General features: G+C 52.7%; 13 protein-coding genes. 12 read left to right on the forward strand and 1 reads right to left on the reverse strand.

The window, feature by feature from the left end; genetic code table 11:
- Positions 1-197 precede the first annotated feature (197 nt).
- The 11 genes from alaS (at position 198) to R70723_RS33350 (ending at position 12,190) form a co-directional block, all read left to right on the forward strand.
- Positions 198-2,831: an alanine--tRNA ligase gene (gene alaS / locus R70723_RS08620; protein WP_039878457.1), complete on the forward strand. Its 2,634-nt coding sequence runs from the start codon at positions 198-200 to the stop codon at positions 2,829-2,831.
- A gap of 330 nt (positions 2,832-3,161) precedes the next feature.
- Positions 3,162-3,437 (forward strand): IreB family regulatory phosphoprotein, encoded by a 276-nt coding sequence (locus R70723_RS08625; RefSeq protein ID WP_039871391.1) that lies wholly within the window; start codon positions 3,162-3,164, stop codon positions 3,435-3,437.
- Complete coding sequence (ruvX, locus tag R70723_RS08630) at positions 3,437-3,853, forward strand: Holliday junction resolvase RuvX (protein ID WP_179088043.1); 417 nt, start codon at positions 3,437-3,439, stop codon at positions 3,851-3,853. The genes R70723_RS08625 and ruvX overlap by 1 nt, the downstream gene beginning before the upstream one ends.
- A 13-nt stretch (positions 3,854-3,866) precedes the next feature.
- On the forward strand, positions 3,867-4,175 hold the full coding sequence (locus R70723_RS08635) for a DUF1292 domain-containing protein (RefSeq protein WP_039871393.1): 309 nt from the start codon (positions 3,867-3,869) through the stop codon (positions 4,173-4,175).
- Positions 4,168-4,476, forward strand: coding sequence for a DUF1292 domain-containing protein (locus R70723_RS08640; RefSeq protein WP_039871395.1), 309 nt, complete (start codon positions 4,168-4,170; stop codon positions 4,474-4,476). Before R70723_RS08635 ends, R70723_RS08640 begins: the two co-directional genes overlap by 8 nt.
- Positions 4,477-4,653: 177 nt before the next feature.
- Positions 4,654-5,703, forward strand: coding sequence for an endolytic transglycosylase MltG (mltG, locus tag R70723_RS08645; protein ID WP_231574848.1), 1,050 nt, complete (start codon positions 4,654-4,656; stop codon positions 5,701-5,703).
- 56 nt (positions 5,704-5,759) lie between these two features.
- Positions 5,760-6,692: a peptidase U32 family protein gene (locus R70723_RS08650; protein ID WP_039871396.1), complete on the forward strand. Its 933-nt coding sequence runs from the start codon at positions 5,760-5,762 to the stop codon at positions 6,690-6,692.
- 319 nt (positions 6,693-7,011) lie between these two features.
- Entirely contained in the window at positions 7,012-8,340 is a 1,329-nt protein-coding gene (locus R70723_RS08655; protein ID WP_039871397.1) for a peptidase U32 family protein, read from the forward strand.
- A gap of 236 nt (positions 8,341-8,576) precedes the next feature.
- Complete coding sequence (locus R70723_RS08660; RefSeq protein ID WP_231574849.1) at positions 8,577-10,787, forward strand: methyl-accepting chemotaxis protein; 2,211 nt, start codon at positions 8,577-8,579, stop codon at positions 10,785-10,787.
- Positions 10,788-10,952: 165 nt separating this feature from the next.
- Entirely contained in the window at positions 10,953-12,035 is a 1,083-nt protein-coding gene (locus R70723_RS08665; protein WP_039871398.1) for a LacI family DNA-binding transcriptional regulator, read from the forward strand.
- 11 nt (positions 12,036-12,046) lie between these two features.
- A complete protein-coding gene (locus R70723_RS33350) occupies positions 12,047-12,190 on the forward strand; it encodes a hypothetical protein (RefSeq protein ID WP_156123797.1) in 144 nt (47 codons plus the stop codon).
- A gap of 111 nt (positions 12,191-12,301) precedes the next feature.
- On the opposite strand, the gene R70723_RS08670 is transcribed toward R70723_RS33350, so the two are convergent.
- Positions 12,302-12,724: a VOC family protein gene (locus R70723_RS08670; protein ID WP_039871399.1), complete on the reverse strand. Its 423-nt coding sequence runs from the start codon at positions 12,722-12,724 to the stop codon at positions 12,302-12,304.
- A 152-nt stretch (positions 12,725-12,876) separates the two neighbouring features.
- On the opposite strand from R70723_RS08670, the gene R70723_RS08675 reads away from it, so the two are divergent.
- On the forward strand, positions 12,877-13,827 hold the full coding sequence (locus tag R70723_RS08675) for an alpha/beta hydrolase (RefSeq protein WP_052421237.1): 951 nt from the start codon (positions 12,877-12,879) through the stop codon (positions 13,825-13,827).
- Positions 13,828-14,085: the final 258 nt, after the last annotated feature.

Genomic DNA, 14,085 nt, shown 5'->3' on the forward strand with positions numbered 1-14,085 from the left:
CGGGGAAATCCCGCCGGGGGCGCCCGTTAACAGCCGCGACAAGGCGATCGTCTGCAGGTGTCCGTGTATATCACGGTCAAGGCGATAACCAGGGTGGTACCGCGATAATCATCGTCCCTGAATTTATTCAGGGGCGTTTTTGTGTATTCCGGCGTAATGCCGGATGCAGATTAATACTAAGACGGGGGCTGTACATGATGAAAGCAAGTGAAATCCGTTCCAAATGGCTGCAGTTTTTTGAGAGCAAGGGCCACAAAATCGAACCAAGCGCATCGCTCGTTCCGCACAACGATCCGTCCCTTTTGTGGATTAACGCCGGTATGGCGCCGCTGAAGGCATACTTTGACGGTCGTGAGATTCCTGAGAATCCGCGCCTGACCAACTCGCAGAAATGTATCCGTACCAATGATATTGAGAACGTCGGCAAAACACGCCGTCACCACACGTTCTTCGAAATGCTGGGGAACTTCTCGATCGGCGATTATTTCAAGGAAGAAGCCATTACCTGGGCCTGGGAATTCCTGACCGGTAAAGAGTGGATCGGCTTTGATGGCGACCGCATTTCCGTTACCGTATACGCTGAGGACGAAGAAGCATTCAAGCTGTGGAATGAAAAAGTAGGCCTGCCTGCTGAACGCATCATCAAGCTGGGCGATGAGAACTTCTGGGATATCGGCGAAGGCCCTTGCGGACCTTGCTCGGAGATTTTCTATGACCGCGGTGAAGCTTACGGCAGTGACATGAGTGATCCGGAAATGTATCCGGGCGGCGAAAATGAACGCTGGCTGGAAGTATGGAACCTTGTATTCTCCCAGTTCAACCACAACAAGGACGGCAGCTACACGCCGCTTCCCAACAAGAACATTGATACCGGTGCAGGTCTGGAGCGTCTGACTTCCATTCTGCAGGATGTGGATTCCAACTTCGATACGGATCTGTTCCAGCCTGTAATCCAGAAGACGGCCGGCCTGGCCGGAGTGAAATACAAAGAGAACCTGGAGCAGGATATCGCCCTGAAGGTCATTGCTGACCATGTTCGTACTGTGACGTTTGCTGTTGGTGACGGTGTGCTTCCTTCCAATGAAGGCCGCGGTTACATTATCCGCCGTCTGCTCCGCCGCGCAGTGCGTTACGGCAAAACTCTCGGCCTTGACCGTCCGTTCCTGCATGAGCTGACTGAAACGGTCGGCGAAGTGATGGGCGTATACTATCCGTCCGTTGTGGAGAACCGCGAATATATCGCCAAAATCATTCGTCTGGAAGAGGAGCGTTTCCACGAAACCTTGTCTGACGGCCTGGCTATCCTTGGTGATATTTCGGCCAAAGCCAAAGCTGACGGCCTGAGCGTAATTGCCGGCGTAGATGCGTTCAAGCTCTATGATACTTACGGCTTCCCGTTTGACCTGACTGAGGATTTTGCATCCGAGCAGGGGCTGGCTGTTGACCGCGAAGGCTTCGATGCAGCAATGCAGGAGCAGCGCGACCGGGCAAGAGCAGCCCGCCAGGACAATGCCAGTATGAAAATCCAGGGCGGTGCACTTGCCGAGCTGACGGTTAAAAGTGAATTTGTTGGATATAATGACACGGTAGCAGAGTCCAAAATCCTTGCTATTGTTGTAGACGGTGAGCTTGTTGACTCCGTCAGCGAAGGTGCTGATTGCCAGGTTGTGCTGGAAGCGACTCCGTTCTACGCCGAAAGCGGCGGTCAGGTGAGTGACACCGGTCTTCTGACCGGCGGATCTGTTACAGCAAAAGTAACAGGCCTGTTCAAGGCTCCTCACGGACAGCATGTACACCTTGTAACGGTTGAAGCAGGAGAGCTGAAGGTCGGCGAGAGCGTACGCGCAGAAGTGAACCGCGCCGAGCGTGAAGACATTGTGAAGAACCATACAGCAACCCACCTGCTGCATAAGGCGCTGAAGGAAGTGCTGGGCGGCCATGTGAATCAGGCTGGTTCCCTGGTGGAAGGCGCTCGCCTGCGTTTTGACTTCTCGCATTTCGGTGCCATTACACCGGAAGAGCTGAGCGATATTGAACACCGGGTGAATGCGCAGATCTGGCGCGGCCTGGATGTGGTCATTGAGAACAAGCCGATTGACGAAGCCAAAGCTATGGGCGCAATGGCACTCTTCGGCGAAAAATACGGCAACATCGTCCGTGTCGTGCAGGTTGGCGATTACAGCCTTGAGCTGTGCGGCGGTATTCACGTCGGCAACACTTCGCAGATCGGAATCTTCAAGCTGGTCAGCGAGAGCGGCATCGGCTCCGGTGTACGCCGGATCGAAGCTGTGACCGGCCGTTACGCTTACCAGTTCACTGAAGGCCAGCTGGATCTGTTGAAGCAGGCTGCAGGCCTGCTGAAATCGTCGCTGAATGATGTTCCTAAGCGGATCGAAGCGCTGCATGCACAGGTGCGCGAGGTTTCCCGCGAGAACGAATCGCTGCAGTCGAAGCTGAGTGCAACCTTTGCTGCCGAGCTGACCGGAAGCGTGAAGACTGTAGGCAACGGCACACAGCTGCTTGCTGTCGCTGTTCAGGCAGGCAGCATGGACGCGCTGCGCTCCACTGCCGATGAGCTGAAAGCCAAGCTGCCGGATGCTATTCTAGTGCTCGGCGCAGCGATGGACGACAAGGTGAACTTTGTCGTGTCTGTACCGCAGGGACTGGTTAAGCAAGGCTTCCATGCCGGCAAGCTGGTTAAGGAAGTTGCTGCAGTATGCGGCGGCGGCGGCGGCGGACGTCCGGATATGGCTCAGGCCGGAGGGAAGGATGCCTCCAAGCTGTCTGAGGCACTTGCCAAAGCCGAAGAGCTTGTAGCTGCACAGGGTTAAGCATCGAAGCCCGGCTGCCAGCATGGCAGCTATCCTCTCATATAAATATGCCCAGCGGTACTGAGAGCCTCATATCAGTACCGCTGCTTTATTGAGCGGGGAGGCGTGTATTTTAGCGAATATTCGCCCTGAAAGCGGTTATGCAATAGCTTAAAAACCAAAAATATCTATATATTTGTAGACAAAATGCCAAAAAAAGCGCTATCTCAGAGGCAGGATTTCCAAGGCAGGGCATGAATATGTTATGATGAGGTCAGCAAGTGAGCTGTACAGCAGCAACTATGCGAAGCCGCCCTCTGAGGGTGATTTTGCAGAAGGAAGGTGTCACAGATGGACTCCATGGACAAAACGGTTAAATTCAATGTGAAGGGCGACGAAAAGGAAGCTTCTCCCCAGGAAATTCTGCTCGCCGTATACGACGCGCTGGTGGAGAAAGAATATCATCCGATCAACCAGATCGTAGGGTATCTTCTTTCCGGAGATCCGGCTTACATTCCGCGCCACAACAATGCGAGAAGTTTGGTCCGGAGAAAAGAACGTGATGAGCTGATTGAGGAACTGGTCCGTTTCTACCTGGCAAATCATCGGGTGGATCAGCCGAGATGATGAAGAAGCTGGGACTGGATTACGGCGACCGCAGAATCGGTGTCGCCACAAGTGATATTTTCGGGTGGACCGCCCAGGCTCTGGAGACCATTGAACGCCGCGGTAACGGCAATGAGTTTGCGCGCATCCGTGAGCTGGTCAAGGAGCATGAGATTGGTGAAATCGTGGTTGGCCTGCCGAAGAATATGAACGGCTCAGTTGGACCCCGCGGTGAAATCTGTATAGAGTTTGCCGGTCAGCTGCGGGAGGAACTCGAAATACCCGTACACCTTTGGGATGAGCGTCTGACGACGGTATCCGCTGAGCGGATGCTGATTGAAGGGGACGTCAGCCGGAAGAAACGCAAAGGGATTGTGGACAAAATGGCCGCAGCCCTGATTTTGCAAAATTTTTTGGATGCTAACAGTAAAAGGTGAGGGGTGCGCTATTATGACAAACGAACAGATTGGCCAAGAAGAAGAACCGGAAATTATCTATATTCCCGATGAGGAAGGTAATGAAGAGGAATTTGAGGTCATCATGAAGTTTGAAGTCGACGGTTCGGATGCAAAGTATATGATGGTGGTGCCGCTGGATTCCGAGGATGAGGATAGCGACGAGGTATATGCGTTCCGCTATGAGGAAGACGGCGACGATCTTCAGCTCTTCATGATCGAGAATGACGAAGAGTGGGCTATTGTAGAGGAGACCTTCAATACGCTTGTAGACGAGCTTGACGGGGGAGCAGAGAATGACTGATTTTTCCGCTGAACAAGCGGTATGGACATCCAAGCTCAAGGAAGCCTATGGAGAAACAGTAGAACTGGAAGATGAGCAGGGCCGGTCTTCCGTTTACAATATTGTCGCCGAATTTGAGGTCGGTGGCCGCGCATATGCGGTATTGGCCGGTTCCGGTAAAAACGCGGAGAAGGAGATTCTGCGGATCGTGGTTTCACCTGACGGTGTGCCGGAGCTGGAGAGTATCGTTGACGATGAAGAGTGGGAAGATATCTCCGAGTTGTACGACGAGCTGACCTTTCCTGCTGATGTCACGGAATAAATGCTGTTCAAGATATGCAACATCCATGCTGGGCAAGGAAGAGGGCGGAATTTTTCCGCGCTCTTTTTGCTTGGTGGGCCGTAAAAAAATGCTGCCTGACAGTCTCTAAAAAAAATATATGTTGAATTTGAGATAATACAATTCTATACTATATAGTCGGAAAGTGAGGAATTCCATTTGAAATCCGCAATCCGCGCCATATTGATCGTAATCCTTGTGCTGGTCCTTGCAGCAGGAGGAGGCGCTTGGTATATCTGGAATGGAATGCAGCCGGTCGAGCCTGCAGGACCAGCCGTTACGTTCACGGTAGAGAAGGGGATGGGCAGCTCGGAAATTGCTGATCTGCTTCAGGAGAACGGCATTATCCGTAACGCTTTATTTTTCAAGGGTTATCTGAGATGGGTTAAGGAAGGGTCCGGTTTCATGGCCGGTACCTATACTGCAAGCCCAGGCGATACGTATGACAACCTGATTGCCCGGCTGAATGCAGGCGATGTTGTGAAGAAAGAGACGGTTATCTTCACCATTCCGGAAGGATATACCGCGAAGCAGGTGGCGGATAAGCTGGCTGAGGCCTGGGGCCAGAAGCCGGAGGTATTTCTTGAACTTATAGATTCGGGCGCGGGGCTGGCTGCAGCGGACAGGCTGGAGGTTCCTTCCGGTACTGAAGTGCGGCATCGTCTGGAGGGTTACCTGTTCCCTGAAACATATGAACTGCTCAAGGACAGTACCCCGCAGGAGGTTGTTGAGGCGCTGCTGGAGCAGCTGGAGAAGAAGCTGGACAGCATTCCAGACTGGAAGCAGCAGCTGACAGAGCGTAAGATAACATTGCATGAGCTGCTGACCGTGGCATCACTGGTGGAGCGCGAGGTTGTTGTCGACGACGAGCGGCCGCTTGTGGCCGGCGTTATCTATAACAGGCTGAATAAAGGCCAGAACCTGGAGATCGACGCTACCGTCCAATATCTGCTGGATAAACAGAAGGAACGGCTGCTGTACAAGGATCTTGAAGTGGACAGCCCGTTCAATACGTACAGGAATCCTGGTCTGCCGCCGGGGCCCATCGCAAGTCCGGGCTTAGCCTCGATCCAGGCTGCGCTTGCTCCGGAAGCATCGGAATATTACTTCTATGTGACCAAAAAGGACGGCACACAAGGTCATCTGTTCGGCAAAACATACGAGGAACATTTAGCCAATATTAAAAAAAGTGAACAAACTGCGCCGTAACCTATTAAAATAGAGATTACTGCGGTTTGATGTTCCGCAAGGCAGGAGGATGCAACATGATGAACAAACCGGAGCTGCTGGTAACAGCGGCATCCCTGGAAGAAGCGCGCGCATTACTGAATGCGGGAGCGGATGCGCTGTTGATCGGAGACGACCGCTTTGGAATGCGGCTGGCCGGCCATTTTACGCTGGATGAGACAGCTGCAGTAATAGAACTGGCCCATGGCATGGGGCGTAAGGTATATGCAAGCTTGGGGGGACTGATGTCCAACCGGCTGCTGGACGAGCTTCCCGCCTACGTGAAGGCAATCGGGCAGCTTGGCATTGACGGAATTGAATTCGGTGACCCGGCTGTGCTGGCTGCAGTAAAGTCCGAGGCGCCGGAGCTGCGGCTGCACTGGAATGCCGAGATGACCTCGACGAATTACTATACGGCCAACTACTGGGGCCGCAAAGGGGCTTCGCGGGTCGTGCTGGCCCGTGAGCTGAATATGGATGAGATTACCGAAATGGTACCGTTGCTTGAGGTGGAAGCCCAGGTGCAGGTGCACGGGATGACCAATATTTATCATTCCAAGCGCGGGCTGGTAGCCAGCTACATGGCCCATCAGGGACGTCCGGTCCCAGACGGTAATCTAGGCAAGGACCGCGGCCTGTTCCTGATTGAAGCGGAGCGCCAGGAAGAGAAATTCCCGATCTACGAGGATATCAACGGAACGCACATTATGAGCTCTGACGATGTCTGTATTCTTGAGGATCTGCATCTCCTGCTTGCTGCCGGAGTGCATAGCCTCAAGATTGAAGGCCTGCTGAAGCCAATTGCTTATAATGTGGCTGTTGTTAAGACTTTCCGTCGTGCGGTGGACCTGTATGCACAGGACCCGCAGGGCTATGAATTTGATGAGTCGTGGATGGAGGACATCCGTGCGCTGCAGGACCCTGAGCGTGACCTGTCGTTCGGCTTCTTCTACAAAGAGCAGGTCTATTAATCAATCTTTTAGGGCAATAAAATAAGGCAATGATTTGCTGCTTTTATATGAACTTGTAGCTTACCTTAAGGATAATAGTAACGGAGGAAAGGTTTGGAACTGTAGGAGCGAATGCGTCCGCCTGAGAGTTTTCCGAAGGAAAGCTGGCTACGTAAGCATAAGCTATGTTTGGATTTTTACCGCGTGTAGCGGTTTTAATCAGGAAATCCAAACATAACAGTGGCCGGAAGTCCAAACGCTTTTCGCAGTTACGGTCATATCCCGAAGGTTAGATTTCCGGTTTATTTTAATACAGCAAAGATATGGAGGGGAGAACACAATGGGTACCATGACCAAGCCCCAATACAAGGGCAAGCGTTACCGTCTGGACAAACCGGAGCTCCTGGCTCCGGCGGGTAACCTGGAAAAATTGAAATTCGCCGTGCACTATGGTGCGGATGCAGTATATATCGGAGGACAGAAATACGGCCTGCGCTCCGGGGCTGACAACTTCAGCTTCGAAGAGATGCGCGAGGGTGTTGAATTTGCCAAAAAATACGGGGCAAAGGTATTTGTCGCTACCAACATCTATGCCCACAACGAAGATATCGCCGGGATTGAAGAATACCTGCGTAACCTGTATGAGGCGGGAATTGCCGCTATTATCGTAGCCGATCCGGCCATCGTCGATACCGCGCGCCGCCTGGTGCCTGGGCTGGAAGTGCATCTCAGCACCCAGCAGTCTACGCTGAACTGGCAGGCGGTATCCTTCTGGAAGGAAGAAGGGCTGCCGCGTGTCGTACTGGGCCGTGAGACCAGCCTGGAGGAAATCGCCGAAATCAAAAAGCATGTCGATATCGAAATCGAAAGCTTTATTCACGGCGCGATGTGCTCCTCGTATTCCGGACGCTGCGTGCTGTCCAACCATTTTACGGACCGTGACTCAAACCGCGGGGGCTGCTGCCAGTCCTGCCGCTGGAAGTATGACCTGTTCGAGGACGGCCGTCCGGAAGGAACCTGGGTGTCGGAAGAGGATCAGGCTGAAGCTGCTCCGCCGCAGCATCTTTTACCGGGAGTAACCCAGCTGCCGCTGCATCAGCCTGAGGATAACCCGTTCACCATGGGCTCCAAGGACCTGTGCATGCTGGAGAGCATTCCTGACCTGATCGAGGTCGGCATCGACAGCTTCAAGATTGAAGGCCGGATGAAGTCAATCCACTATGTAGCCACAGTTGTGAATGCTTACCGCAAGGCGATTGATTCCTATATGGCGGATCCGGAGAATTACGTGCTGAAGCCGGAGTGGCTGGAAGAGCTGCATAAGGCGGCGAACCGTCCGCTGAACACAGGGTTCTTTTACGATACGCCGGACCATGAAGATCATATTTATGAGCCGGAGGAAAAAGCGGCGCCGTATGATTTCGCCGGACTGGTGCTGGAATATGATGCGCAGAGCGGTATGGCGCTTGTACAGCAGCGTAATCACTTTAAGCCGGGACAGGAAGTTGAATTCTTCGGCCCTGACAATACATTCTTCAAGCAGATCGTCGGCGAGCTGTGGGATGAAGCAGGAAATCCGCTGGATGCCGCCCGTCACCCGCTGCAAAAGGTGCGCATGAAGGTGGATCAGCCGGTTGCCTATTTTGATATGATGCGTAAGAGAAAATAACAGCTTTGGCTTGAACGGAGGGCGCCCTGCTTGCAGGGTGTCCTTTTTTTACATAAATTCAAAATCTTATAAAAAGTGCTCAGGGAATTTCTTGAGAATCCTAAGTATTTTGTCCTAATCAGCCGATATATATGGGGAACGCTTACATACATCTTCTATTCTAACTGGCAGGTGATTGCATGGGGATTCCCGAGCAGGAGAACAGAGAGATAAATCAGAAGGGGAGAAGGGTAAAAGTGAGAGAGAACAATAAAAAAGCAGCCAAAGAGCAGAAAAACAGCCCGGATTCGACAAAGGGGTCAAAACAGCCGGAGAAAGACAAGAGTAAGCTGAAAATGGCGGATTTAAGCTTTAAAGGGCTGCTAAACGGCTCTGTCCGTCAGGTAAAGAGAGTGAACCCGATCCGGTCAGTAGGGGTCAAGCTGTTCCTAATCTTCCTCTCCTCTATCGTGGTTGTAGTCCTTCTTTTGGGACTCTTGTCCTATAACAAGGCTAAGACTACGATTAAAGATAACGTGTCAGAGGCCAACAGGCAGACGATTCTCCAGACCTCGGACAAGCTGGACATCATGCTTAACCAGTATGAAAACCTGGCGCTTCAATTGTATTTTGATACTAAGATGCAAAGCGATTTGACCGCTTTAATGTCAGCAGAGTCCAACTACGACAAATTCGTTGCTACCGATGCAATCAGCAAGAAGCTGTCCAGCCAGACAACTACAGATTCCAACATTGTGGCGATCTCGCTAATTCCGACCAATGCAGAGGAAACTGTAATTTCCAGCGGAAATTCCAGTCTCAAAATGGATGGAATCAGAGACCAGGATTGGTTCAAAACAGTAGTAGAACGGACTACTGAATACACCTCATATTATACGCAAGATGCTGAACCCCAGCAGAACTACTGGTTCTCAACCGCTGTGCAGGGAACAAGCGGCAAAAATGTTGCCATGGTAAGATCCTTGAAAACAATGGGCTCCGGCTCCGGTTTTGTCCTGATGCTGGAGCTGAAGAATTCACTGCTTGAGGATGCCTTTAAAAGTGTCTCACTCGGCGAGGGCTCGCGGATTCAGCTGGTTGATCCGGACGGCATCGTTATCGCCTCCTCCGTTTCTGCTGATGACGGTGTGGCTTCTGCGTTCAGCTTTATCAAGGAGAGTAAAGCAGCGAATAACAGCCGGGAAGCCAAGGATGCTGAAGGCAATGAAGTACTGGCGGTATTCAGCACACTCGGCAAGGCGGACTGGAAGCTTACCGGCATTATTCCGACAGGCGAACTGGTGAAGGCGGCTGAGCCGATTCTGTTCACTACCTATATGGCTGCATTAGTAGCAGCTCTGCTTGCCGTATTGCTGGGCTTCTGGATGGTGCGGATGATCGCCCAGCCGCTGGCCCGCCTGAAAAATCTGATGGTTCAAGGGGCAAAGGGCGACCTGAGTGTTCGCACCGAATTTGCATCCAAGGATGAAATTGGCCAGCTGTCGGCTTCGTTCAATTTAATGATGGAACGGATTACCGATCTGGTGGCACAGACCAACGATACAGCACGCGAGGTACTGGAGACTGCAGGTGAGCTTGGCGGGGCTTCCCGCAAAACCGCTATTTCCGCCAAGGAAATCGCTGCAGCCACTGAAGAGATTGCCGGCGGTGCGGGCAGCCTGGCACTAGAGGCGGAGCGCGGCAATGAGCTGACTGATCTGATCGGCACGCAGATGCAGAGTGTGATCGCCGCCAATGCAGCAATGGATGAAGCGGCGCATACGGTTGGCGAAGCCAGCGGACACGGGGCGAAGCAGCTGGAGGCCCTGCTGGAGAAGACCGGCCTTATCGGCGAGAAGACAGGCGCACTCGTGTCACGGGTCAACAATCTGAAGGATACCGTATATTCTGTCGTTAAAGTACTGGATGTCATGAAGAATATTACACAGCAGACCAATATCCTCTCCTTGAATGCTACTATTGAGGCTGCGAGAGCAGGCGAGGCAGGCCGCGGATTTATGGTGGTCGCAGGGGAAGTCCGGCAGCTGGCAGATCAGTCCAAGCAGTCGATAGCTCTGGTAGCCGGTATTATTGATAATATTGTTACCGAGATGAACGGAACTGTAGAGGAGCTGTCCGAGGTGGCGCCGCTCTTCAAGGAGCAAATGACTTCTGTCAAAAGCACAAGTGATATCTTTGTCTCTGTACAGGCGCAAATGGAGGATTTCATAGCCAGCCTGGAGTCCGTTACAAGCGCAATCGGCAGCCTCAGCCATTCACAGGGTGTGCTGTCCGACGCGATGGGCAATGTAAGCGCAGTGGCACAGCAATCGTCAGCTACTTCCGAAGAGGTGGCTTCACTCAGCAGCGAGCAGCAGAATGTGAGCGATCAGCTCGTGTCCCTGTCCGGCAAGCTGGAGGTTGCTTCGAACCAGCTGAAGGACAAGCTGTCGCTGTTTACAATCTAACCTTATCTGTTCTGGTGGGTATGCTGTCAGGCCGGTTCTTCCTTAGCGGAGAACCGGCCTGTTTTGATTTCGGGGCTTTTTCTTGTGTATCGGGGAAACGGCAAGTATAATTATTTTTGTTAGGTAAAAGTTATGATAACAGAACCAACAGCTGGAGGAATACATATGGCCAAAAAAGTTACAATGCAGATCATAGCAGACCATCTCGGAGTATCCAAGTTCGTCGTTTCCAAATCCCTGTCCGGCAAAGAGGGTGTAAATGAAACGACAAGAGAAAGAGTCATTCAGGCAGCCTCACAGCTTGGTTATTTCACGCAAAAAAATGCCTATATGCAAAATACGAAGCGCTCCGCCCAAACAGCCGGCAGCGACCGCAACAAGCAGTCGGTGCTGGTGCTGATGCCTAATATCCGTTCGCAGACACAGGACTCACTGTACTGGGGCAAAATTGTAGACGGCATTGCCCTTGCTCTGGATGAACAGGGGCTGGGGATGGTTATCGTCTCGGAGCACCGGGCCGATAATTTCGTCAATATTCTGAATCCTGGCGGTCTGCTTGGCCTGGTCGGTGTAGGTACGATTTCGACTTCGCTGCTGCTGGAGGTTCACCGGATCGGTCTGCCGATGGTGCTGATTGATCATGAGGACCCGCTGATTCCAAGCGACACTGTATTTGCAAACAACATGGACTCGATGGCGAGGCTGAGCAATCACCTGCTGGGAATCGGCCATACAAGACAGCATTTTATCGGCCCGATCCGTTATTCGCGCAGCTTCAGGGACCGCTGGATCGGCTTCCGCAGTGCGCTTGAAGAAGGCGGGCTGAAGCCTCAAGCCGGCGATGATGAGCTGCTGCTGCAGGAAGGCATGGATTCGATTGTGCTGCAGGAGGAATTCCGGCAGTGGCTGATGAAACAGAAGCAGGCAGGAACGGTGCCGACCGCGCTGCTGTGCGGTAATGATTTTATTGCACTTACGGTATGCAATGCACTGAAGGAGGAAGGCTTGTCTGTTCCGGAGGATATTTCCGTGACCGGCTTTGATAACATTGATGATGCTGTCAGAGGCATACCGCCGCTCACTACGGTCCATGTACCCAAAGAAGCCATGGGCCGGGCTGCTGTCGAGAAGCTCCTCAGCCGGATCAACAGCCCGGCTTCACCGCTGGAGAAGATTCTGATCGCAGCAGATATTGTCCACCGGGATTCCGTGGCTGAGCCGCAGGTGAATTCGGATAGGGGTGAATAGACGGATGAGCTATGATGTGCATATTACCCGGGCGGATCACGGTGTCGGCTGCAGATGATTTTGTAATCGGAAAAATGCTTGAGCTTGCCGCCGGACTAGGCGCCAAAGTGCAGGGGGATGACGGGGAGGATATAAGTAGTACGGATGCAGACTGATCGGCGGAGCATAGAGTGTTCATTCCGCATAACACTCCGGCGGCATATCATACTGTGGACCAAGTATGATATGCCGCCGGGAAGGATGCTGTTTGTTAGTCTAAGCTATAGCTACTCCGGCTGCTCCCACGCAGGGTTCCAGGCAATCTCCCACAAATGCCCGTCAGGGTCCTGAAAATAACCGGCATACCCTCCATAAAAGGTATCGCGGGCAGGTACGGTAATGACCGCGCCTGCTTTTTGCGCTTCGCCCATAAGCTGGTCCACTTCATCCCGGCTGCCTGCATTGTGGGCCAATGAAAACTCAGTCGGACTGGCCGGTGTTTGGGATAGCGTGCTGTCATGAGCCAGATCGCTGCGCTTCCACAGGGCCAGCCTGAGGCCGCCCTGCAGCTCAAAAAAAGCTACGGCCCCGTGTTCAAACTCCGTTCCGATAATCCCCTCTGTCGGCAGCCCCAGCCCGTCCCGGTAGAACGCCACCGACCGCTCCAGATCATCCACTCCCAGGGTGATAACGGTAATCCGCGGTTTCATAAATTGCCCTCCTCGTAATTACTGTATTAGGTGCTGCTTTCATTGTACCCTGTTTAGAAAACAGGAAAACACCGCTGTATTCTTTCTCTTTTTGGTTTTGAGAGCCCGGCTTATACTTTGGGCATTGATTACAATTAAGAGGAGGGATAGGTGTGACAGAAATACCTGTAGCTGAGAAGGCGCTGCGCGTGCTGATTGCCGGGTTTGCGGCTCCCTTTACGTGCACCCAGGCTTTATTGACACTTTGGGATAAGCATGCCAGCAAGCCGTCCGGCAAGAGGGTGGCCACAGCTCAAGGCAGCCTCCATGTACAGGTCGCAGGAGGTGGATGCCCGGCCGTCATTTTAGAGGCCGGCATGGGCGGTACCTCGCTTGACTGGGCCTTGGTTCAGCCGGAAATCGCCAGAATGGCCACGGTAATATCCTATGACCGTGCAGGCATGGGCTGGAGCGGAAGAGCGGACGGACCGGCGACCTGCGGCGGCTATGTCCGGGAGCTGCGGTTGCTTTTGAAAAGCCTGGATGTAAGGCCTCCGTATGTGCTGGCCGGGCATTCGTACGGCGGTATGATTATGAGTTTATTTGCAGCTCTGTATCCGGAGGAGGTGGAGGGCTTGTTACTGGTGGATGCAACACCTGTCAGCTTTTATCTGCCGGAGGGCATGAGCCCTGTACGCAGACAGCAGCGTAAATCTAACAGGCGGCAGGCCAGGCTGGGCTATCTGCTATCTCCGACAGGCTTGCTCCGCTTGCTTCGGAGGCCGCTCGGTGCCCGCAGACTGCCTAAATCCCTCCACAAGCAGGCTGGAGCGATCAGGTACCGCAGCGGGGCCTATAAAACATTGTACAGGGAGCTGCTGCAGTCGGAGCAGAGTGCCAGGGAGCTTCAGAATGCCCCCATGTTGAGTGAAGCTTTACCGGTAATCGTCTTGAGCTCAGGAACGCGTGGCGGGGAATGGAGCAAGGGGCAGAGGTCGCTTGCCGGGCTGACGGCGCGGACACGGCAGATCGTTGCCGAAGACAGCCCGCATTCCATTCAGATACATAGACCAGAGCTGGTAATAGCGGCAATTAAGGAGCTGCTGCTTAACAGTTACAGCTGAAAGCAGGCTGAGATTTGGAATTAGGTGGATTTTTGTCACTTATTTTACTAATTAATAGCGGAAATGATGGATTAGTTGGAAGAAGGTCACTTAATCGCACCGGATTTATGACTTTAGAGACTTTTGAACCGAAATAGGTGGCGAAAATCCAACTAATGAACGCATAAAGGGTATTATGGCTGAATTAGATGTCTAAATTCCAACTAAATTCTGACTGGATCGTCCTGCAGCTGCTATGCCCGCCGTTTCACTGCGTTA

It is taken from the genome of Paenibacillus sp. FSL R7-0273, from assembly GCF_000758625.1.
GTDB lineage: Bacteria > Bacillota > Bacilli > Paenibacillales > Paenibacillaceae > Paenibacillus_AQ.